The following is a 21,337-nucleotide window of genomic DNA, read 5'->3' as shown; positions in this document are numbered from 1 at the left end:
GGATGGTTGCCTCTCGGTCGACGCTTGTTAATACCCCGCAGCCATTCCATCCTTGCGGCTGTCGGACGCGCCTGTCAGCACTCCCGTTTCGCGGTCTATCCGGATCGCCTGAGACCCTCCGAGCGGTCCGTCCAGCACTGAAAGACGGTGGCCGCGCTCTTCCAGTTCCCGACAGACACGATCCGGCAATCCGGGCTCGATCTGCAACTCGCCGTCGAAGGCAAAGCTGCGCGGCTCTTCCATCGCAGACTGGATATCCAGCCCGCGATCCAGAACCGCCGACAGGAAACCCGCGTGACCGGCTGCCTGATAATGCCCGCCCATGACTCCGAATGGCATCGTCACCCGGCCGTTTTCCCGCAGCATTCCCGGAATGATCGTATGCATCGGGCGCTTGCCCGGCCCGATGGCATTCGGATGCGACGGGTCGAGACTGAAGGACAAGCCCCGGCTGTGGAACAATATACCGGTCTCAGGGTCGAGCCGTGTCGACCCGAATGCGTGAAAGATAGAATTGATAAAGGAAATCGCGTTGCCTTCCGCATCGACCACGCAAAGATAAATCGTATCCCTGTGCTCGGGCTCGGTCCACAGGGCCGGCTTACCCGCCCGCCTGGGATCTATGCGCGCCCGAAGCGTTTCGATCACCTCGTCCGATAGCAATTGCGCTGCCAGTCCTTCGCAATATGCCGGATCGGCGATCAATGCATCGCGGTGATGATAGGCAAGCTTGGTCGCCTCGGCGAGAAGATGGATGCGATCCGCTTGCGAAACCTGCGGTCCCATGTCGAAGCCTTCGAGGATCCGCAGGATCAGAAGCGCAGCCAGCCCCTGACCATTCGGTCCGCATTCCAGAATCTCGCAGCCGCGATAAGACGCCGAGATTGGGTCTTCCCATCGCGCGACCGACAGTGAATCATGAAAATCCTGATCGCTGTGCAGTCCGCCCAATCCCTGCAGATAGCGGCACATTTTCGCGGCGGTTTCGCCCGTATAGAACGCTGCGGCGCCCTTTGACGCAATCTCGCGCAGTCTTGCGCCAAGCAGAGGCTGGCGCAGTACCGTACCGGCCTGCGGGGCGCGACCATCGGGCAGGAACAGACGCGCGGCGTGATCGCCCGGTTGCAGGCTGTCGCCAACGGCCGCCCAGTCACGCGCCACCCGGGCGGTGATCGGAAATCCTTCCTCCGCATAGCGGATCGCCGGAGCGAACAGCCGGTCAAGCGGCAATGTCCCGTATTCGTCATGCAGCAGACACCATGCCGAGATCGCACCCGGGATGGTAATCGAATGCGGGCTTGTCTGGGTCAGTTCGGTGATCCCTTTTGCCCGCAGCGCCTCCGGAGAGGCCGCGGCTGGGGCCATGCCCGATCCGTTCAACGCCCGAACCCCGCCGCCTGCAGGTGCATACAGCACGAAGCAATCTCCGCCGATCCCGGTCATATGCGTATCCGTGACGCATTGGACCGCGCAGGCGCAAATCGCCGCATCGACCGCATTGCCCCCTTCGGACAGAACGGCAAGCCCTGCTGAGGTGGACAGGGGATGCGAGGTCGCGATCATCGCCCGGCTGGCATAGCTTGGCGGGCGTCGTCCGGAAAGAAAGTCGAAATGGGTCACAGGATTGCCTCGATCAGGAATGGGCCGGGTTCGATAACCGCGTCTGACAGGGTACGGTGCAACTCGGCTGCGCAATCGACCCGGCGGCCCGGTACGCCCATACCCGCAGCGAGTGATATGAAGTCAAGCTCGGGCCGCCGCAGATCCAGCAGGTTCAGGGCGTCGGGGCCGGGATTGGCGCCTACCTTGAACAGCTCGTGTTTCAGAAGGTCATAGCTTTTATTGGCGAAAATGATGGTGGTGACATTCAGGCCCTCGCGCGCCTGTGTCCACAATGCCTGCAGCGTATACATGGCCGAGCCATCGGCCTGCAGCGCGATCACCGGCCGATCGGGACAGGCGACCGCCGCCCCGGCAGAGAGAGGCGGGCCGATCCCGATCGCGCCACCGGTGATCGACAACCAGGAATGCGGAGGCGCCCCGGCCGACATGCTGTCGACCTGATTGGCACTGGTCAGGCTTTCATCGATGATGATCGCCCCTTCGGGCAGCGCCGAGGCAATGGCCGCCGACAGGGCGAGATCCTGTAACGGTCCGGCTTGCGGAATTTCGGCGCGGGGCGGGTCCGTCAGGCGCGCGGATTTTGCGCCGATACTGTCGGCCAATGCCTGTACCGCCGCTCTGCCGTCCTGATCGAATTCGGCAAGCTGGATGACTTCGCATGCCTCGGGCAGCAACAGGCTGGGCCGGTTGGGATAGGCGAAGAAAGCCACCGGGGGCTGCGCCTCGATCAGCACTGCGCGGCGAAACGGAGCAAGCTGTTCGATCGCCATGTCGATGGGATAGGGAATGCGCGGAATATTCGCCCGTCCTGCCCCGCGCTCGATCCGGCGGTTCGATCCCGGCGCCATCAGCTTCGCGCCGGTCTGTCTGGCGATCCCTGCCAGAAGCCGGGTGGAGGCGGGATCCTCCAGCACCGTTCCTCCGCACAGGATAAGTGCATCGGGACCAAGCGCGGACACGGCGCGGGCGATGACCTGCGGATCCAGCGCGCGCGGCCCGTGCGGCTGCATCGGCGGGGCGATCACCCCGCCCTCCTGCCAACCAATATCGGCCGGTGCGATCAGGGTAGCGATGCGGCCCGGATGGCCGGTTGCGACGGCCAGTCCTTCGATCGCGTCCCGTGCGATCGTATCCGCGGTCTGTGCCGTGCGGACCCAGTCGGAAAAGACGGAAGCCGTCGCCGGCACGTCAGCCGTCAGTGGTGCATCATAGCGCAGATGCCGCAAAGTATGGTTACCGACGATATTCAGCATCGGCGAACGCGCCTTTTTGGCGTTGTGCAGATTTGCTCCGGCATTCGCCAGACCCGGCGCCAGATGCAGCAACGTCACCGCCGGTTTGCCCGCCATCCTCGCATAGCCATCGGCCGCACCCGAGACGACCCCTTCGAAAAGCCCCAGCACGCAGCGCATCAGGCGCGTCCGGTCAAGCGCATCGACGAATTGCATCTCGGAGGTTCCGGGATTGGCGAAGCAAACCTCGACCCCTCCTGCGCTAAGGCTGCGCACCAAGCTTTCCGCGCCGTTCATGGCTGTCTGATCCTTCATTTCTGTCCTGCCCTTGCCTGTTCCAGAACCGCCAACCGGCGCATCAATGCCGGGCTGTCCGCCCTGGTGGGGACAACATTGTCACTGATCGCCGTCTCGGCAAAATGACAGGCCACGCGGGATTGACCAACTTGCCGCAATTCAGGCCGTATCGTACGGCAACGGTCGTCGGCAAGCACGCAGCGAGGATGGAAAGCGCAGCCCGAGGGCATGGCCAGGGCGCTTGGTGTGCCGCCCTTGGCGGAAGCCTTGTGCCGCAGCGCCGTCGGATCCGGACGCGGAGCCGAATCGATCAGCATGCGGGTATATGGATGGCGCGGAGACGTGAACAGGGCTTCGGTCGTCGCCTCCTCTACGATCCGCCCAAGATACATGACCGCGACCTTCCGGGCGATATGGCGCACGACGGCCAGATCGTGACTGATGAAAACATAGGCCATCCCAAGTTCGCGCTGCAAATCCTGCAACAGATTGACGATCTGCGCCTGAACCGAGACATCGAGTGCCGAGACCGGCTCGTCGCAGACGATCAGCATCGGGCGGGTGGCGAGTGCGCGTGCGATGCCGACCCGCTGCCGCTGCCCCCCCGAGAATTCATGCGGATAGCGCTCTGCGTGCCAGCGTGCCAGCCCGCACAGATCGATCAGCCGATCCGTCTCGGCGCGGACGGTGGCGGATGTCGCCAGCCCGTGCAGCAACAATGGTTCGGACAGCGTTTCGCGCACCGTCATGCGCGGGTTGAGCGAACCGAACGGATCCTGAAAGATGATCTGCATATGCTTTCGCGCTTCGCGCAGACCCTGATGGTTCAGTGCGGTGATATCCATGTCCTTCAACCAGACCTTGCCGCCACTGGGTTCGTGCAGACGCAGCAGCGCGCGCCCAAGCGTCGATTTTCCGCAGCCGGATTCGCCGACGATGGCCAGCGTCTCATCCGCATCAAGCTGGAAACTCACATCCGTCACCGCCTGCACCGTCCCGGCCTGCCTGCGCAAGGTGCCGCGCCGAACGGGAAAATGCTTGGTCAGCCCCTCGGTCCTCAGCAGTGCCGTCATGATTGTCCTCCTGTCGCAGAGACGCCTTCGATGGGTGCTTTCCAGCAGGCGATCTCATGCCCCGGGGCGATCTCTCGCAGGGCGGGGCGTTCATTGCGGCAGCGGTCGTCCGCCAGCGGGCATCTTGGCGCGAAGCGACACCCGACCACCCGTTCCCATGGCGGCGGAACCGAGCCGGGAATTGCCGTCAGCCGGCCCTGAATCGCATCCATTCGCGGAACCGCCGCCATCAGGCCAACCGTGTAGGGATGCTGCGGATCGGCAAAGATCGAGCTGACATCGCCACGTTCGACGACTGTCCCGGCATACATGACGACCACTGCCTGACAGGTCTCGGCCACGACGCCAAGATCATGGGTGATCAGCAGAACCGCCGTTCCGGTGCGCTCTTGTAGGTCGCGCAGCAGATCGAGGATCTGCGCCTGAATCGTCACGTCCAGCGCGGTCGTCGGCTCGTCGGCGATCAGCACGGTGGGATCATTGGCCAGCGCCAGAGCGATCATCACCCTTTGCCGCTGCCCGCCCGAAAGCTGATGCGGATAATCATCCACCCGCTTCTCGGGCGAGGGAAGGCGAACGGTCTCCAGCAGCTCTATCGCGCGCTCACGCGCCGCCTTGCCGGTAAGCCCGGAATGCCGCCTGAGGCTTTCGATGATCTGGCTGCCACAGGTATAAACGGGGTTCAGGCTCGTCATCGGCTCCTGAAAGATCATGCCCATGCGGCCGCCCCGTAGCTCGCGCATCTCGCGCTTCGAGAGTTTCAGCAGATCGCGGTTCTCGAAGATCACCTCGCCGCCCGCAATCTCTGCCGGCGGACTGGCCAACAACCGCATGATCGCCAGCGAGGTCACGCTTTTCCCGCAGCCCGATTCCCCGACAAGTCCCAGCGTCTGGCCCGCCATCAGATCGAAACCGACGCCGTTCACCACCCGCAGCTGATGCCCGTCCGAGTTGAACCGCACGTCGAGATCACGCAGCGACAGGACCGGGTCAGCCATCGGCAAGCTCGTAGGATAACGGTGATGCGGCCAGATGTGACCTGCCGGCATAGTCTTTTGACGTAAACGCCTTTTCCGCCCGGCGCTGGGCAGCTTCCAGCCGGTCCAGCGCGGCGGGAAGATCGAATGCCGCGACCTGACCATCCGCGACCACCTGACGGCCATCGATAAAGACATCGGTCACCGCCCGTTCCCCTGCCACGTAAATCAACGAGCGCAGTGGATCGCGGACAGGCCGCATGGCCGGGTGAGTCACATCGGCGATCAGCAGATCCGCCTTGGCTCCGGCCTCCAGCCGCCCGATATCCTCAAGCCCGATGATCGCGGCACCGCCGACCGTGGCCGCGTCAAAGACATCCGAGGTGCGCAGATCGAAGACATCGCCGCTCATCAGGCGGGAATTGATCAATGCATGGCGCATCTCTTCCAGCATGTTATGGGGATAGGTATCGGTGCCGATCCCCATCGGGATACCGGCGCGGCGATAGCGGCCAAAGCTGCGCAGGGCGATCCCGCGACGCTGGAAAACCGTGGGGCAATGGGCGACCGACGCGGCCGATCTTGCCAGCCGGTCCAGATCCTGCGCCTGAGGCCAATGCACCCAGGGATGATCGTTCAGAAAGATGCCGTGACCGATGATGGTCGTATCGTCCAGCACGCCGAGATCGTCCAGCCACTCGATCGGAGTCCTGCCGTGGCGTCTGGTGATCTCGTGAAACTCGACAACCGATTGCGCGGCGTGGATCTGCATCTTCAGACCGCGACGGACCGCCTCGGCATGGCTGTCGCGGATCAGTTCGGGCGTGCAGGTGTCGATCTGCGAAGGAGCGATCATGCCTGACAGGCGACCCGAGGGATCTGCCGCCGCCCTGTCGATGACCTCCATCGCCGCCGCCATTGCCGCTTCGCCGCCCGCCTTGTCCCATTCGTATTCGGTGACATGGCCGTCCCTGGTGAACCATCTGGCCGAGCGATACATCGGCGCCGCCACAGCCCGCAGACCCGAGCGCGACAGCAAATCAAGCCAGCCATCATAGGGCACCGACAGATCGACCAGCGTCGTCACCCCCGACAGCATCAGTTCGGACAGCGCGACCTCGGTGCAGGCAAGGCGTCCTTCGTCATCGGCACCGAACAGCGGCATGAATTCGTAAAGCGAGCTTTGATACAGCCCGGGACTTCCCAGCTCATCCAGGAAACCCTTGTTCAGCGGCTCGGAAAGCGGATGCGAATGGATATCCACCAGCCCCGGAGCGACAAGCCGCCCCGCGCCGGGGATTTCGCGCGTAGCCGGACCTTCATAGCGCCCGCCGACCTGCAAGATCCGGTCATCCGCAAAGGCGACATCCTGCCCGCGAAGGAAATTATGGCGGTTCGATTTCCCGTCCCAGCCGATAATCCAGTCCGCCTTCCGGATAACGGTGACTTCTGCACTGTCCATTCAAGCCTCCTGTTGTCAGAGGCGGGGCGCGCAGCAACGCCCCGCCGGATCCGTTATTCCCGGAACTTCAAGTCCAGCCCTTTGTAGAGACCCGCGCCATAGATGTTATGCGGCACGACCGTCTCCAGTTCCGCGGATTGCACGATGGTCATCGGCTCGTGATAAAGCGGCAGCCAGACAGCGGCGTCATGCACCTTGTTAAGCACCTTGGCATAGGCTTCGGCACGGGTATTGTCGTCGGTCGCGTGACGCCCTTCGGCCAGCCATTCATCGGTTTCCGGATCGTTCCAGTTCATCCGGTTCGGTGTCGGGATGTTCCCGGACAGGAAATAAAGGTTCAGGGCGTCCCCCGCCGAAATATAGGGATAGCTCATGCCGAACATGTCGAATTCCTGCGTGGAAATCTTGCCCCAGAAGACGGTGGCGTCGAAGGTCTGGATTTGCATCCCGATCCCGACTTTCAGCAGCTCGGCCTGTACGAATTCGGCAAGGCCCTGCCAGGTTGAACCACCCTGGATATAGGCAACCGGCGCCAGTCTTACGCCATCCTTTTCGCGAACCCCGTCCGATCCAGGCATCCAGCCCGCCTCGTCGAGGATCCTTTTCGCCTCTTCCGGATCATAGCGCAGCAGCTTGTCTTCCAGAGATTTGTCCCAGTCGAGGGCATTCTCGGAAATATAGCTGTAAGCGGGGGTCACCTCGTCGAACATGATATCGCGGGCCAGTGCCTCCTGATCGACGGCAAGATTGATCGCCTTGCGCACTGCCGGATCCTCGACCGACGGCTTGTCGATCTTGAAACCGATGAAATAGGTCCAGAATGCCGCGTCCGAGCGAACCATCTCAAGGGTCGGGGCCTGTTGCACCTGCTTCAGGGCGATGGCGGGAATATATTGCGTGATCTGGCTTTGATTGGTCATCAATGCCACCGTCCGGGTATTGCCTTCGGGCACGATCTGCCAGGTGATCGCGGCCATATGCGGAGCGCCCTTGTTCTCGTAGAATCCGGGGCCCCAGTTGTATTCCTCATGCCGGGTCATGGTCAGCCGGTCGCGTGGCAGCCATTCCTGCCAGCAGAAAGGGCCGGTCCCGTTGAACCCCGTTACCCCGAAATCGTCTCCAAGTTCCTCGACATTGTTCTTGTCGACCACCGTCGCAAAGCTTTGCGTCAGCTGATACAACAATTCGGAGAACGGCGCCTCCAACTCGTATTTGACGGTTTTGGGATCCGGGGCAGTGATGCTCTTGACCTCGCCCGCGCGCCAGGCCACCGGCGAATTCGTTTCCGGATCGATCCAGCGTTCGAACGAATAAACGACATCCTCGGCGGTCATTTCCCGACCGTCGCAGAACTTGATTCCGTCTTTCAGATGGAAAGTATAGGTGAGCCCGTCATCCGATACCTCCCAGTCTTTTGCCAGCCCGTCGGTGAGGGTGCTCATGTCGGGTTCAAGCGACACCAATGTATCGCCCAGCATGAACAGCACTTCCGAGGCGGATCGTGCGGTCGATTTATGCGGATCGTAATTGTTGCTGTCCACTTCGCGCACGATGTTGATCTCCTGCGCAGAGGCCGGCAGCGCCAACGCCAGCGCGATGGCTCCGTAAAGCAATGATTTCTTCATGATGGGCTTCCCTGTTGTTTATGTTTGAAGGCGAGGGTCCAGAACATCGCGCAATGCATCGCCGGTGATATTCGCGCATAGCACGATAACGAAGATCACAACCGAGGGGATCGTGGCGATATGCGGCGCGAACAGCAGCGTGTCGCGCCCCTGCGCCGCCATCATCCCCAGCTCCGAGGCAGGCGCCTGTGCCCCAAGCCCCAGAAAGCTCAGCGCCGCGCCGATCAGGATGATCTGCCCGAAACGCAGGCTGAGAAAGATCATGATCGAAGAGATCGAGTTGCGCAGCAGGTAACGCCGGAAAATCGCCAGATCCGACAGGCCGACGGCGCGTCCGGCCTCGATATATTCCTGTCCCATCACGCCGATGCCGATGGATCTGGCAATCCGCGCGCAATCCGGGATCGATGCGATACCAAGCGCGACGATAACCGGCAGGACCCCGGTCCCCGCCACTGCAACCAGCGCAAGCCCCAGCAGAATCGCGGGAAATGACAGCATCATGTCGTTGAGCCGCATGATCCACGGGTCGATCCGGCGATACATCGCGGACAACAAACCGAGAGCCGAACCGATGATGCCGCCGATCCCGACCGCCACGAGGCCGATCAGCAATGTCAGCCGTGTTCCGTAAAGGACGCGCGACAGGATATCGCGTCCCTGACTGTCGGTCCCCAGCAGATATTCCCATGTTCCGCGTTCTGTCCATGCGGGGGGCTGCATGACCGCCCGCGAATTCGCGCTGGGATCATGGGGTGCGATCCACGGTGCCAGGATCGCCGCCAGCACGATCGCGGCAAGCAACAGCATGGCGGGGGCCGCCGCACGATCGCGCAGCAATGCCCGCCACCACGCGCGGCGCGGGGCTGGCGCTTCGGGCAGGATCGTCTGGTCGCCGCCTTCTGTCCCGGTTGCGGTCATGTTTTCTGCGCCCTCGGATCAAGCTGGGTATAGAGAATGTCGACGATGAGGTTGACGAGGATGAACCCCACTGCCAGGGCAAGGATGGTGCCCTGCGTCAAAGGGAAATCCGATGACAGGATTGCGCCCACGGCAAGCCTGCCGATGCCGGGATAGGAAAAGATCGTTTCGGTCACGACCGCGCCGCCCAGAAGATAACCGATCTGCAAGCCGACCAGCGTGACGACGGGGATCAAGGCGTTGCGAAGCCCGTGGCGCAGGATGACCTGCCTTTCGGGCAGCCCCTTTGCACGGGCGGTGCGAACATGGTCCAGCCGCAGCACCTCGAGCACCGAAGAGCGGGTCATGCGCGACACCGGCCCGATAAAGATCAACCCAAGCGACAATGCGGGCAATGCGATATGGCGCAGCCCTTCCATCGTCCAAAGCGGCCCGCCCCGCCCGATAAACGGAAAGAGTGGAAATTTGACACCCAGGAACTGGATCAGGATCAGGCAGATGAAGAAGATCGGCAGAGATACGCCCGCAACCGAAATCGCCATGATGAAACGGTCGAAAAGCGAGCCGCGCCAGACCGCCGCCAGCGTTCCCATCGCGATACCAAGCGGGATCGACCAGAACAGACTGGCCACCATCAGCTCGATCGTCGGAACGATTGCCGCGGCAAGCTCGCTTGTGACGGATTTGTTCGAGATCAGCGAACGGCCCAGATCACCATGCGCGAGCCGCTCCATATATTTGCCGAATTGCACGATCACCGGTTGATCGAGCCCCATTTCCGCCCTGATCTGTTCGACCACCTCGGGTGGCGCGGTTGGCCCGGCCTGCACCCGCGCGGGATCGCCGGGGGCAAGCTGAACGAGGGCGAAACCAAGGAACAGCACGCCGAACAGAACCGGGATGGATACCAGTATCCGGTTGAGGATCGTTTCGATCATTGTCCTTCCCGCTCGTGAACGACCCGCCCGCCAAGGATCGTCATATCGCAGCGCGTTGCGGTGATCTGATCGGGATCGATCGTGAAGAGATCGCGCTCCCACACCGCGATATCGCCAAGCTGACCGGGTTCCAGCCGCCCCTTTATCGTCTCTTCATGCGAGGCATAGGCAGAGGCACCGGTATAGGCATGCAGCGCCTCTTCCATGCTCAGCCGGTGTTCGGGGCCCAGAACCGTGCCGTTCGAGGTCTTGCGCGTGACCATGTTGTAGATCACCGGCATCGGGTCGACCTCGGTCACCGGGCAATCGGTCGAAGCCGATGGGTTCAGCCCCGCCTCGATCCAGGTCCGCATCGGATGCGACGCCTCGACCCGCTCCTGTTCCGCCACGGTGCAGTAGAGATCGCCAAACCAATAGAGGAATGACGGCTGAGGCACCGGGATGATATGCATGTCGATCATCCGCTGCATCTGATCGGGGCGCAGCCATCCGCAATGTTCGATCCGATGACGGCGGTCGGCAACCGGCATATCGGCCAGAGCCGCCTCATAGGCCTCCAGCACCTGATCGATCGCGGCATCGCCGATGGCATGAATGGCCATCTGGTAGCCCGCCCGATGGGCCGCCACGACCATGCCGGTCAGCTCTGCCTGATCCGGGATGCAAAGCAGCCCCTTGTCCTCGGGATCGCCGCCAAGATAGGGCCAGGTCATCGCCGCGGTGCGCCCGCCCGCGCTGCCATCGGTAAAGATCTTGACCGGTCCGTGGCGGAACATCTCGTCACCCGTACCGGTGATCATGCCCGCTTCGGTCGCCTTTTCCAGAATCGAGCGCGTCTTGTCGCCCATGATGCAGCCATAGACGCGCAACGGCAGCCGTTCCTGCTGTTTCGCGGCCAGATAGGCCTCCATCTCGGGCCAGCCCTCACGGATGCCGATAGCGGCCTCCATGCAAGAGGTGATGCCGTAAGACAGCAGGTCCCTGCCGCCGCGTTCGATGGCGTCGATCAGCATCTCGACGGTAAGTTCGGGCAGCACGGCGGTGACCGCCCCGCGTCCGGTTTCAGCCAGCAGACCGGTCAGCCGGCCATTCTGCCGTTCGATCAGCCCGCCTTCCGGAGACGGCGTGTCGTCGGTAATGCCCGCCAGCTCAAGCGCCGCGCTGTTGGCGACGGCCAGATGCCCGCAGGTGCGCACGATATAGACCGGGTGATCGGGACAAGCCTCGTCCAGCTCTTCGCGGTAAGGATGGCGGCCGGTCTCCAGCTTGAAATGATCGTAACCGCGGCCGGTGATCCATTCCCCTTTCGGCGTGTCGGCCGCTTTGGTCCGCAGCGCATCAAGCAGGGCCGTCAGCGTAGGCGCGGATTTGGGACGCAAATCGACCTCGGCCATGGCCAGCCCATACATGTGCAGATGCAGATGCGCGTCGTTCAGCCCCGGAGTCGCCAATCGCCCGTTCAGATCGATAACGCGCGTATCCGGCCCGCCAAGCGCCATGATTTCGGCATCCGTGCCCGTCGCAAGAACCTTTCCTTGCCTGCAGGCCAGCGCCTCTGCGAATCCAAGTCCCAAGCCCTTCCAGATCCTGCCATTCATGAGCAGAAAATCAGCGTGATCACTCATGAGACGCACCGCTGGATCACCGTGGTTGCCGGGTTCATTCCGCCCTCCGATCCGATCATGTTATTTGTATGGGTCCATGATACGCGGGGGCGCCGCTGATCCGTCAACGAAAACCAGAGCCTTGCTGCGACGCAGCTAAAATATTAAGCAATAAACTTTTAATTTATTGAAATATATTATGTTATCCTGCAGCGATCCGATCGCTGTCTCATCCTTGTGCATGAGCTTATGAATTATTATTAAGATTTGATAATTTTTAAGAAGATTTCATGATGTCTTCAGCCCCAGCCGACCGGCTCCATTTCGGCGACGGTCGCGGCAAGATGTTCAAGCAGCAGGCTCATCATCTCATTCGGTTCGGCGGCTTCGGGTAACATGGCAATCGCGGCGACCCGCGTGACCGGCGCGAATTTGCGGGTGACGATGCCAAGGCCGGCGGACAGGGTTGCCGTATATGGATCGACCACCGCAACGCCCAGTCCAGCATTGACCATCGCACAGGCGGTCTGCGCCTGAGCCGTTTCAAGCCGCGGCTCATAGCGGATGCCCTGTTGGGCGAAAGCGCCGACGACCAGAGTGGACAGAACCGGCCCGATACCGATCACCGGATATTTAGCCAGATCCGAAGGCCCCAGCACGGCCCGCATGGTCAGCAGGTGGTCCCGTGGCAGGATGGCGACAAGTTCGGCTTCGCCCAATCGTCTGGTTTGGACACCCGGATTCTCCAGCTGACCCATCGCCAGCCCCAGATCCGCGAGGCCGAGTTCGACCGAATGCCTGACCCTTTCGGGCTCCTGAACGGTGACTTCGACATCCAGACCCTCGCAACCGGCGACGGCACGCAGCAATGCCGGCGGCAGCACGGCATGCCCCATCGGCGGACTCGCGAAGATCCGAATTCGCCCGCGTTTCCTGTGCTTGAGCGCATGCAGACGTTTCGAAAGATCATCAAGAACTCCGATCAGTGGCCGAAGATCATCATAGATCAGCCTTCCCTCGTCCGTTGGCTCCAACCGCCGCCCCCGGCGCTGGAAAAGCGTGACGCCAAGCTGGGCTTCAAAGCTTCGGATCGCATTCCAGACCGCGGATTGCGACAGTCCCAGATATTCGGCGGCCGCCGGCGTCGTCCCCCGCTCCATAACCGCAACGAATGACTCTACAAGACGCAGGTCCAGGTCGTTTCGTCGATCGATGCGCATGGTGCTTTTCCTGGCAAGGGCTGGGAGGCGGTGAAGCCTGCGCCGACTTCCTGTCTCGTCGGATCAGGATGCAGGGGCGGTCGGAACTGTCCGTCATCAGAGTTTTCCGGAACGCATAGGCTGTCTGGGAACGGGGGTTCTGTTTCGGATTCTGTTCGAGTTTAGGCTGCCGCCGATTGGTTCTGCAAGCGGTGTTTCCGGACGGTTCGGACGCGCATTTTCGAGATGACGTTTCAAGCCCTTGCCTGCTTAGAGCGTGTCGGTCCTGATCGGATTCGGGATTTCCATGGCGTTCTATCTGTGATTCCCTGCCGTCGAGGCAGATATGGGGGTCAGAGATGGGCAGACCGCATCCTATTGAGCTCCGGGACCGCGCCGTTGCACTCGTCGAGCAGGGAAACACGCATACCGAAACGGCCCGGCGGCTTTGCGTTTCGATCAAGTTCGTCAACGACATGGTGCGGCTCAAGCGCGAGACCGGGGCGCTTGCGCCGAAGCCGCAGGGCAATCCCGGGCGCGGCAAGCTGAGCGACGTCAAGGATTGGGTGCGCGACCGGATTGCGGCGCAGCCCGATCTGACGATCGACGAGTTGACGGCAGAGCTGGGCGCGGAACATGGGCTGACAGTGCATCGCTCCTCGGTCGGCCGGCTGCTGCTCAGGCTTGGGCTGTCACACAAAAAAAGACCTTCAGGCGCTTGAACAGAAGCGCCAGGATGTGGCCGACCTGCGCCGCATCTGGATCGCCAGGCGCCAGCCCTTCATGGCCAGGCATCTGGAAAGACTGGCCTTCATCGACGAAACCTCGGTGAAGACCAACATGGCCAAGACCACCGGTTGGGCGCCGCGCGGACAGCGCCTGGTCGATCACGCCCCATTCGGGCACTGGCGAACCCAGACCTTTATCGGTGCCCTGCGGCATGACCGGCTGGACGCGCCGTGGGTGATCTCCGGGGCGATGAACAGCGAGATGTTCCACCTCTATGTAGAAACCCAACTGGTGCCGACGCTGCGCGAGGGCGACGTCGTAATCCTCGACAACCTGTCCAGTCACAAAAGTCCCGGTGCTGCCCGCGCCATGCAGGACATCGGTGCGTGGTTCCTGTTCCTGCCGCCCTACAGCCCCGATCTGAACCCCATTGAAATGGCGTTCTCAAAACTCAAGGCGCTGATCAGGAAAGCGGCCGCTCGGACATATGATGAGCTTTGGCAGGCTGTCGGCCATGTGTGTGACCTCTTCACCGACGAAGAATGCTACAACTTCTTCAACGCCGCAGGATACAGAACCGATTAAACGCGACACGCTCTAAGCCCTTGTCTGCCCGATCTTTGCTCTGCCATAGGCATCGCCACGGCACCGGCGTCTGCGGGGCCGGTCATGGCAGGTTGGTCGGAAAGACGAATTGAAGCGGCAGAAATGTGGGTGCCGCGACCTTGTGCAGTTGATCAACCATGACTTCAAGCAAAGTCTGGCTTCGTTGTGTCAGTACGGCGCTCATGGTGCCCTCCGAAAGCATCCTTCTGGTTCCCGGGCTCAGGCCGTGGCCAATCAGCTGGACACGTCCCGTATTCGTGCGACGACGCAGTTCCGCCCCGATCCCCTCGGATGATCCTCCGACATTGTAGATACCGATCAGATCGGGCGATCTTTCCAGCAATTCGGCGGTAAGCCGGGCGTTGATCTGCGGATCGTCCTGCCCTTCGACCGTGCCGGCGAATTGCAGATGCGGCCAATCACGCTGGATCAGTTCCTGAAAGCCAAGCTCCCGCTCGACATGGGCGCGATAATGGCGGGTGGCGGCGACCACTGCCACCTTGCCGCCCCCGGGCGGCGCGGCGCGGGCCATCAGAAAGGCTGCTGTCCGTCCCGCGGCCAGATTGTCGATGCCGATATATGCCTGTCGCCGGCAGCCGGTGACGTCGCTGATCAGTGTCATCACCGTCTTGCCGGCATCGACCAGCGCATCGGCCTCATCGCGCACTACCGGATGGTCGACACCAAAGAACGCAATCGCATCAGCCTTGCGCCCCAGCCGGCGCAAACAACGGGCCATCTCGCCCGGCTCCATCGAATCCACCAGAAAACTCTGGATCCGGGCGCCACGATCCCGCGTCTGTGCCCAGATCCGCAATTCGGCATTGAGACCGCGAATATATGAGTTCGCACTGCCGGGAAGCACCACGATCAGGCGCTTCCTGTCCCTGCGGGCCAGTTTCGCCAGATCGGCCTCGGGCAGATAACGGCTTTCGGCGGCAGCCTTCAAAACGCGCTCAGCTGTAGCCGGGCGGACATTCGGCCGGCCGTGCAGAACACGATCAACCGTCGCTTCCGAAACACCCGCTGCGCGGGCAATATCGCGGATACCCGCTCGGGCTGGCTGTGAATAATCCATCAAAACCCATCAAAAAACTTCCGTTGTGGCGCATATGGCCATCGCCTAACTTGCGGGTCAATGCGCGGGACCAAGTTTTTCGGCGCAAACGGAACAGGGGGAGGATATAAAATGACCAATACGATCCGCATCTCACGGCGTGGCCTGATCATCGCCGGTGGCGCCGCCTTGGCTATGCCCATGCTGGGCAAGGGTGCCAATGCCGCGACAACCTTGCGTTACGGCCATATGCACACGCCCAACTCGATTGCCGGAGCTCAGGCGGAATGGTTCGCCGAGGCCGTGGCCGAAAAGACCGGCGGCGAGATCACCATCCAGATCTTTCCGAACTCGCAGCTTGGCAAATTGCAGGAACTGGCCGAAGCCGTCTCGACCGGCTCTATCGCCTTCTCGCACAATACCGCAGGTGCCATCGGTTCTCTCTACGCGCCGTTTGCCGCATTCGATACACCCTATCTCTATCGCGATGTGGATCACCTTCTGAAGGTGACCGATACTTCCGGCCCGCTCATGCAGGAACTCAATGAGGGGCTGGTGGCGGCTTCGGGGACCCGGGTTGTCTACGGGTTCTATTTCGGCACCCGGCAACTGACAACGAACCAGATGGTGCAGAACCCCGAGGATCTGGCAGGCCAGCGGGTGCGGGCGATCCCCTTCCCGATCTATATGGCGACGGTCGAGGGTCTGGGCGCCGTTCCGGTCCCCGTTGACTGGTCCGAGGTGCCGACCGCGCTGGCAACCGGTGTCGTCAACGGTCAGGAAAATCCGCTGAACGTCATCCTCACGGCAAATCTGGCCGATGTGCAGACGCATCTGGTGATGACCGGGCATACCTCTGCGGCGCAGATGGTGATGATGAATGATGGGGTCTGGCAAGGACTGCCCGATGCCCACAAACAGGCCATCACCGAGGCGGCAGCCGAGACGCGCGCTCGTGCCTCTGACGAGATGCAGGCTTCGGAAACATCCGACCTCGAAGCGCTGCAAGAAAAGGGAATGACTGTCGTGGACGAGGCCGCCGGGCTGGATCTTTCTGCTTTCCGCGACAAGGTGACCGCGCGGATTTCCCAGGAATTCGACAGTCAGTATGGCGAATTCTATACTCAGGTCGAGGCGATCTCCTGAGATGACCGATCCCGTTGCCCTTCCTGAACCGGTGCCCGCGCCGCGGGCTCTGGTGCGGATTTCCGATGCGCTTCTGGCGGTCGCGACCGGCCTGATGCTGCTGATCGTCGGACTGATCGTTTCCCAGATCGTGGCCCGCAACATCTGGAACATGGGTCTGCCCCGGGCCGAGGAAATCTCGCGGCTGGCGGGCGTGCTCTGCGTCTATCTGGCGGCGCCGGTTCTGGCACTGAGGGGTCAGCATGTCGCCGTCGACGTCTTTGTCGATCTGATGCCGCCCATGCCGCAAAGACTGTGTCTGATCCTGGCGGAGCTTTCGGTGATCGCCTTCTCCGCATTAAGTATCCTGGGCGGATATCTCTATCTGTTCCGTGCCTGGAAATTCCGGACGCCTGCGCTTGGGGTGCAGAATATCTGGTTCTATTCTCCGATCCTGCTCTGCCTCGGGCTTGTGATCGTAATGGCGGCCTGGCGGATCTGGTCGATCCTGACCAATGAAAGGGCCTTGGCGTGACCCTTACACTTCTGGTTATCTTCGCGATCCTTCTTGTGATCCGCGCGCCGATCTCGGTTGCGCTCGGCCTGTCTTCGGGCATTACCATCTTCTGGTATTCGCTGCCGCTTTCGGTGCTTCTGCAACGCGCCGTCAATTCAATCGACAGTTCGCCCCTGCTTGCCGTGCCGATGTTCATCCTTGCCGCCGGGCTGCTGACCGCCACCGGCGTCACGCGCTATATGTTTGATCTGGTGCGGATGGTGGTGGGACGGGTTCGCGGCGGCATGGCGCATGTGAATGTGCTGCTTTCGCTGGTTTTTGCCGGCATGTCGGGCGCTGCGCTGGCCGATATCGGGGCGATGGGCGCGATGCAGGTCCGTGAAATGCAGGCGCAGGGCTACAACCGCCGCTTTGCCGCGGGCATTTCGATCGCCGCGGCCACCATCGGTCCGATCTTTCCACCCTCGATCCCGCTCATCATTTTCGCCACCGCTGCCGAGGTGTCGGGCGTCAAACTGCTGCTGGCCGGGATCGTGCCCGCATTGCTGATTACCGCGATGCTGATGGGCTATATCGCATTGATCGCCAAGCGTCAGAACCTGCCGCGCGATGATGTCTCTCCGACGCTTCCCGCCTTCCTGAAACTGTCGCTGATTTCGCTTCCCGCGCTGCTGACACCGGTTCTGTTGATCGGCGGGCTCTTATCAGGGATGTTCGGCCCGACCGAAGCGGCCGGCATCACTGTCGCCTATGCGATCCTGATCGGCGTTCTGATCTATCGCACACTGACCTTGCGCGCGTTGATCGACACCACCCGCGAGACGGTTCTTGCCACAGCGAATATCCTGTTCGTGGTGGCTGCGGCGGCAGTCTTTGCCTGGGTGCTGACGATGGATCAGATCCCCGCCAAAGCCGGTGCATGGATGCTGGGGATTTCGGATAATCCGCTGGTGTTGCTGCTGATCCTGAATCTGGTCCTGCTGGTCGCCGGCATGTTCCTTGAAAGCATTGCCGCGATCCTGATCATTGCGCCCATCGTCACGCCCGCGCTTCTGCAAGCCGGGGCCCCGCCCGAGCAGATCGGCGTGGTCATGGTGCTGAACCTGATGATCGGTCTGCTGACGCCACCGGTCGGAATGAGCCTCTACATGATGTCCATCGCCGCCAAGATGCCCTTCGGCGAGGTCGTGCGCGGCGTGGCGCCGTTCTTCCTGCCGCTTTTCGTGGCCCTCGCGCTTGTCACCCTGTTTCCGGGCCTTAGCGCCTGGTTGCCCAATTACCTGATGGAGTAATTCATGAGCCGACTTATTGGCCCGATCCGCCAACTTGGCTTCGTCGTCCCGGATATCGAAGCGGCGATGAAGCATTGGTCCGAGGTAATGGGCATCGGCCCCTTCTTCTATAATCCGCGGGTGCCGATCGAGGATTACGTTTTCGAAGGCACAAGCTACGAGCCGCATAATTCGGTCGCGCTGGCAAATTCCGGCTACATTCAGGTTGAGCTGATCCAGTGCCGCAACGCGGTCCCGTCATGCTACAAGGAATTCACAGACGCGGGGAATTGGGGTCTGCAACACACCGCGTATTGGACGGAAAACTACGACCGCGATCTGGCATCGATGGAGACCGAGGGCTTCCGCGTGAAGATGTCCGGCAAGGTTGGCGAAAACGGACGTTTCGCCTATTTCGACCGCGAGACGCATCCCGGCACTTGTGTGGAACTGTCAGAGGTCAAAGGCCCCAAGGGGCGCATGTTCGATCTGATCCGCGCCGCCTCTGAAGGCTGGGACGGGCAAGACCGCATCCGTCCTTTCCCCGACCTTTCGAAGATCTGACCAGATGATCCGTGCGACCTATCACGTCGAAACGCCCTGTCCGATTGCCGAAGTCGCGGCGATGATGGCGGGGGAACAAAGCGCGGGCACCTTTGTCCGCGTTGAAGGCGAAACCGACGATCTGCGCGCCCGCTTTGGTGCAACCGTGGTTACCACCGAAGAAATCGGGCAGTCGGAAGTGCCTACGTTGCGCTCGGCCTGGGCAGAGCGCAAGGGGCTGACCGGGCCGCGTGGCATCTTCCGCGTGGTGATCGACTATCCCGAGGACAATGTGGGAGTAAATCTTCCCACGCTGGCCTCGGTCGTGGCCGGTAATCTCTATGATCTGGGCGAGGTGACCGGGCTGAAGCTGATGGATGTCGAGGTGACGCCCGAATATCGCGCGCGCTACGATCAGCCCTCGATGGGAATCGCTGGCACCCGGGCCTCGGTGGGCGTCAGGGACCGCCCGATATTCGGCACGATCATCAAGCCGAATATAGGTCTTTCGGCAGAGGAAATCGCGGGTCTGGTCGGCAGGCTCTGCGAGGCGGGAGCCGATTTCATCAAGGATGACGAGATCGCCGGAACCCATCCTCATGCGCCGGTCGATGCGAGGATACGGGCGGTGATGGCCGAAATCCGTCGATATCGGGACAGGACCGGCAAACTGGTCATGATGGCCTTCAATATCACCGACGAAACCGATGCGATGCGACGCCATGCCGATCTTCTGGCGGCGGAGGAAGGCTCTTGCGCCATGGTCTCGCTGAACTGGGCCGGCATGGCCGCGGTGCAGTCGCTGCGGCGCCACAGCCCCCTTGCCATCCATGGCCATCGCAACGGCTATGGCGGCATGGGGCGGCATCCGCTGCTGGGCATGGGGGTACGCGCCTATCAGATGCTTTACCGTCTGGCCGGGATAGACCACATGCATGTGCATGGGATGGGCGGAAAATTCTCGGATCTCGACGAAGATGTGACCGACGCCGCGCGGCATTGCCTGACCCCGTTTTTGGCAGGCGATGACCGGGTGATGCCGATCTTCTCATCGGGTCAATGGGCGGGCACGCTGCCCCACACGCTGGCTCAGGTCGGATCGGATGATCTGATGTTCCTGTCCGGCGGCGGGATCATGGCGCATCCGGGCGGCCCGGCGGCGGGGCTTGTCTCGCTGCGGCAGGCGCATGAGGCGGTGGTGGCAGGCGTCCCGCTTGCGGATCATGCCCGATCCCATCGGGAACTGGCTCAGGCAATCGCCACTTTCGGCCTGAAGGGCTGAAAACCGTGGCCTATGTCTTTATCGCCGACGATTTCACCGGCGCGTCTGATACGCTGGCGACGCTGGCGCGGGCGGGGCTGAAAGCACGGCTGTTCCGGGACCTGCCCGCCCCGGCCGATCTGGTCGGGCTCGATGCCTGGGGAATTGCCACCCAGGCGCGCGCGCTTGACCGTACGCCGATGATTGCCCTCGCGCAGCGGCTTGGTAAAGGAATCGCGGCCTTTTCACCCGATTTCCTGCATCTCAAGATCTGCTCGACCTTCGACAGCAGCCCCGGAACCGGAAATTTCGTCCTGATGGCAGAGATCCTCTCGGACGCGCTCGGGATCGCTGATATCGCGGTGATCGGCGGGCAGCCCTCGCTTGGGCGTCACGCGATTTTCGGCACGCTGTTCGCGCGCGGACCTGATGGGCGGGTGCATCGCATCGACCGGCATCCGGTGATGTCGATCCACCCGGTGACACCGATGCACGAAGCCGACATGCTGCATCATCTGGAGGCGCTTGGCCTGCATGGCCTGAACCTCGTATCGCGCGGCATGACCGGAAACGCCTTTCCCCGCTATTACGACGCGCTGGATCAAAGCGACGTCGAGGCCGCCGGGCATGACCTGCAACCCAGCACCAACCGCTGTCTGGTGATCGGTGCCTCTTCGGTTGCCGAGGCGTGGCTGGCATCCCGCGGATATACCGCGACCGTCTTGCCGCCTGACCTCCCGGTCAATAACGGCCCGATCCTTGCCTTCGCAGGCAGCCGTTCCTCGCTGACGACCGCGCAGATCGCCGCGGCTGAAAGCTATGGCCGGCTTCCAATCAATCCCGCGGATATGATCGCCGGGGGGAGCCGGCTCGCCGACGCCCATGATTGGGCCGCCGAACGACTTGCCCGGCGCGAGAATTGCATCATCTTCCTGACCGCCGATCACGCTGGTCCGATCACACCGGCGGATCTGGCCGAGGCTTCGGCAGAATTCGTGGTGCGGCTGGTCGCAAAGGCACGTCCCGGCGCATTGGTCGTGGCGGGTGGTGACACATCCAGTGCCATCGTCGACCGGCTTGCTCCGGCATGGCTCGATTTTGCGGGGATGCTTTGCCCCGGCGTGCCGATACTCGGAAGCGATGGTCCTGCAGGAGAACTGCCACTGGCGCTAAAAGGCGGGCAGATGGGCGCGCTCGACTTCTTTGACCGCGCCCGCGCGATCCTGCAGGGTGGGAAACCCAAGACCCGGAACGGTGTGCGATGACGACATGATCCC

19 protein-coding genes are annotated in these 21,337 nt (G+C 62.0%); 8 read left to right on the top strand and 11 right to left on the bottom strand.

What is annotated here, in order from left to right; all coding sequences use genetic code 11:
- Positions 1-27: 27 nt before the first annotated feature.
- From D3P04_RS12690 to D3P04_RS12645, 10 genes are all read right to left on the bottom strand, one after another.
- Positions 28-1,620 carry a gamma-glutamyltransferase family protein gene (locus D3P04_RS12690; protein WP_333473098.1) on the bottom strand — a complete coding sequence of 531 codons (1,593 nt, stop codon included), beginning with the start codon at positions 1,618-1,620 and terminating at the stop codon, positions 28-30.
- Positions 1,617-3,170, bottom strand: a complete 1,554-nt coding sequence (locus tag D3P04_RS12685; RefSeq protein WP_220475325.1) for an acetolactate synthase large subunit — start codon at positions 3,168-3,170, stop codon at positions 1,617-1,619. Before D3P04_RS12685 ends, D3P04_RS12690 begins: the two co-directional genes overlap by 4 nt.
- Positions 3,167-4,225 carry an ABC transporter ATP-binding protein gene (locus D3P04_RS12680; protein WP_220475324.1) on the bottom strand — a complete coding sequence of 353 codons (1,059 nt, stop codon included), beginning with the start codon at positions 4,223-4,225 and terminating at the stop codon, positions 3,167-3,169. Before D3P04_RS12680 ends, D3P04_RS12685 begins: the two co-directional genes overlap by 4 nt.
- Positions 4,222-5,223, bottom strand: a complete 1,002-nt coding sequence (locus tag D3P04_RS12675; RefSeq protein WP_220475323.1) for an ABC transporter ATP-binding protein — start codon at positions 5,221-5,223, stop codon at positions 4,222-4,224. The genes D3P04_RS12680 and D3P04_RS12675 overlap by 4 nt, the downstream gene beginning before the upstream one ends.
- Entirely contained in the window at positions 5,216-6,664 is a 1,449-nt protein-coding gene (locus D3P04_RS12670) for an amidohydrolase family protein (RefSeq protein WP_119749429.1), read from the bottom strand. Before D3P04_RS12670 ends, D3P04_RS12675 begins: the two co-directional genes overlap by 8 nt.
- A gap of 53 nt (positions 6,665-6,717) precedes the next feature.
- Positions 6,718-8,289: an ABC transporter substrate-binding protein gene (locus D3P04_RS12665; protein ID WP_119749427.1), complete on the bottom strand. Its 1,572-nt coding sequence runs from the start codon at positions 8,287-8,289 to the stop codon at positions 6,718-6,720.
- Positions 8,290-8,307: 18 nt separating this feature from the next.
- On the bottom strand, positions 8,308-9,210 hold the full coding sequence (locus D3P04_RS12660; protein ID WP_119749425.1) for an ABC transporter permease: 903 nt from the start codon (positions 9,208-9,210) through the stop codon (positions 8,308-8,310).
- A complete protein-coding gene (locus D3P04_RS12655) occupies positions 9,207-10,148 on the bottom strand; it encodes an ABC transporter permease (RefSeq protein WP_119749423.1) in 942 nt (313 codons plus the stop codon). The genes D3P04_RS12660 and D3P04_RS12655 overlap by 4 nt, the downstream gene beginning before the upstream one ends.
- On the bottom strand, positions 10,145-11,773 hold the full coding sequence (locus tag D3P04_RS12650) for an amidohydrolase (RefSeq protein WP_119749421.1): 1,629 nt from the start codon (positions 11,771-11,773) through the stop codon (positions 10,145-10,147). Before D3P04_RS12650 ends, D3P04_RS12655 begins: the two co-directional genes overlap by 4 nt.
- Before the next feature lie 278 nt (positions 11,774-12,051).
- Positions 12,052-12,972: a LysR family transcriptional regulator gene (locus D3P04_RS12645; RefSeq protein ID WP_119749419.1), complete on the bottom strand. Its 921-nt coding sequence runs from the start codon at positions 12,970-12,972 to the stop codon at positions 12,052-12,054.
- Between the two features lie 338 nt (positions 12,973-13,310).
- Here D3P04_RS12645 and D3P04_RS23570 point away from each other — a divergent pair, with 338 nt between their 5' ends.
- Together D3P04_RS23570 and D3P04_RS23565 are read left to right on the top strand one after the other, a co-directional pair.
- Complete coding sequence (locus D3P04_RS23570) at positions 13,311-13,673, top strand: helix-turn-helix domain-containing protein (protein ID WP_220475322.1); 363 nt, start codon at positions 13,311-13,313, stop codon at positions 13,671-13,673.
- A gap of 16 nt (positions 13,674-13,689) precedes the next feature.
- Positions 13,690-14,265 carry an IS630 family transposase gene (locus tag D3P04_RS23565; protein ID WP_220475321.1) on the top strand — a complete coding sequence of 192 codons (576 nt, stop codon included), beginning with the start codon at positions 13,690-13,692 and terminating at the stop codon, positions 14,263-14,265.
- A gap of 82 nt (positions 14,266-14,347) precedes the next feature.
- On the opposite strand, the gene D3P04_RS12635 is transcribed toward D3P04_RS23565, so the two are convergent.
- Positions 14,348-15,364: a LacI family DNA-binding transcriptional regulator gene (locus tag D3P04_RS12635; RefSeq protein WP_119749417.1), complete on the bottom strand. Its 1,017-nt coding sequence runs from the start codon at positions 15,362-15,364 to the stop codon at positions 14,348-14,350.
- 111 nt (positions 15,365-15,475) lie between these two features.
- Here D3P04_RS12635 and D3P04_RS12630 point away from each other — a divergent pair, with 111 nt between their 5' ends.
- From D3P04_RS12630 to D3P04_RS12605, 6 genes are read left to right on the top strand one after another with little or no spacing between them, the layout of a single operon-like run.
- The gene (locus D3P04_RS12630) at positions 15,476-16,489 is read left to right on the top strand and encodes a TRAP transporter substrate-binding protein (protein ID WP_119749415.1); all 1,014 of its coding nucleotides are present in this window, start codon (positions 15,476-15,478) and stop codon (positions 16,487-16,489) included.
- Position 16,490: 1 nt separating this feature from the next.
- Positions 16,491-17,003: a TRAP transporter small permease gene (locus D3P04_RS12625; RefSeq protein ID WP_119749413.1), complete on the top strand. Its 513-nt coding sequence runs from the start codon at positions 16,491-16,493 to the stop codon at positions 17,001-17,003.
- Entirely contained in the window at positions 17,000-18,277 is a 1,278-nt protein-coding gene (locus D3P04_RS12620) for a TRAP transporter large permease (RefSeq protein WP_119749412.1), read from the top strand. Before D3P04_RS12625 ends, D3P04_RS12620 begins: the two co-directional genes overlap by 4 nt.
- Before the next feature lie 3 nt (positions 18,278-18,280).
- The gene (locus D3P04_RS12615; RefSeq protein ID WP_119749410.1) at positions 18,281-18,820 is read left to right on the top strand and encodes a VOC family protein; all 540 of its coding nucleotides are present in this window, start codon (positions 18,281-18,283) and stop codon (positions 18,818-18,820) included.
- Between the two features lie 4 nt (positions 18,821-18,824).
- A complete protein-coding gene (locus tag D3P04_RS12610) occupies positions 18,825-20,081 on the top strand; it encodes a RuBisCO large subunit C-terminal-like domain-containing protein (protein ID WP_119749408.1) in 1,257 nt (418 codons plus the stop codon).
- Positions 20,082-20,086: 5 nt separating this feature from the next.
- A complete protein-coding gene (locus D3P04_RS12605) occupies positions 20,087-21,325 on the top strand; it encodes a four-carbon acid sugar kinase family protein (RefSeq protein WP_119749406.1) in 1,239 nt (412 codons plus the stop codon).
- Positions 21,326-21,337 lie beyond the last annotated feature (12 nt).

It is taken from the genome of Paracoccus onubensis, assembly GCF_003591515.1.
Lineage (GTDB): Bacteria > Pseudomonadota > Alphaproteobacteria > Rhodobacterales > Rhodobacteraceae > Paracoccus > Paracoccus onubensis.
The sequence above is the reverse complement of the archived record's forward strand: the minus strand, read 5'-3'. Positions and strand labels throughout refer to the sequence as shown.

What these genes read in the sequence shown, in the direction of transcription:
- D3P04_RS12685 (WP_220475325.1), bottom strand. Translation starts at nt 3,170, where the DNA reads ATGAAGGATCAGACAGCCATGAACGGCGCGGAAAGCTTGGTGCGCAGC.
- D3P04_RS12680 (WP_220475324.1), bottom strand. Translation starts at nt 4,225, where the DNA reads ATGACGGCACTGCTGAGGACCGAGGGGCTGACCAAGCATTTTCCCGTT.
- D3P04_RS12675 (WP_220475323.1), bottom strand. Translation starts at nt 5,223, where the DNA reads ATGGCTGACCCGGTCCTGTCGCTGCGTGATCTCGACGTGCGGTTCAAC.
- D3P04_RS12670 (WP_119749429.1), bottom strand. Translation starts at nt 6,664, where the DNA reads ATGGACAGTGCAGAAGTCACCGTTATCCGGAAGGCGGACTGGATTATC.
- D3P04_RS12665 (WP_119749427.1), bottom strand. Translation starts at nt 8,289, where the DNA reads ATGAAGAAATCATTGCTTTACGGAGCCATCGCGCTGGCGTTGGCGCTG.
- D3P04_RS12660 (WP_119749425.1), bottom strand. Translation starts at nt 9,210, where the DNA reads ATGACCGCAACCGGGACAGAAGGCGGCGACCAGACGATCCTGCCCGAA.
- D3P04_RS12655 (WP_119749423.1), bottom strand. Translation starts at nt 10,148, where the DNA reads ATGATCGAAACGATCCTCAACCGGATACTGGTATCCATCCCGGTTCTG.
- D3P04_RS12650 (WP_119749421.1), bottom strand. Translation starts at nt 11,773, where the DNA reads ATGAGTGATCACGCTGATTTTCTGCTCATGAATGGCAGGATCTGGAAG.
- D3P04_RS12645 (WP_119749419.1), bottom strand. Translation starts at nt 12,972, where the DNA reads ATGCGCATCGATCGACGAAACGACCTGGACCTGCGTCTTGTAGAGTCA.
- D3P04_RS23570 (WP_220475322.1), top strand. Translation starts at nt 13,311, where the DNA reads ATGGGCAGACCGCATCCTATTGAGCTCCGGGACCGCGCCGTTGCACTC.
- D3P04_RS12635 (WP_119749417.1), bottom strand. Translation starts at nt 15,364, where the DNA reads ATGGATTATTCACAGCCAGCCCGAGCGGGTATCCGCGATATTGCCCGC.
- D3P04_RS12630 (WP_119749415.1), top strand. Translation starts at nt 15,476, where the DNA reads ATGACCAATACGATCCGCATCTCACGGCGTGGCCTGATCATCGCCGGT.
- D3P04_RS12625 (WP_119749413.1), top strand. Translation starts at nt 16,491, where the DNA reads ATGACCGATCCCGTTGCCCTTCCTGAACCGGTGCCCGCGCCGCGGGCT.
- D3P04_RS12615 (WP_119749410.1), top strand. Translation starts at nt 18,281, where the DNA reads ATGAGCCGACTTATTGGCCCGATCCGCCAACTTGGCTTCGTCGTCCCG.
- D3P04_RS12610 (WP_119749408.1), top strand. Translation starts at nt 18,825, where the DNA reads ATGATCCGTGCGACCTATCACGTCGAAACGCCCTGTCCGATTGCCGAA.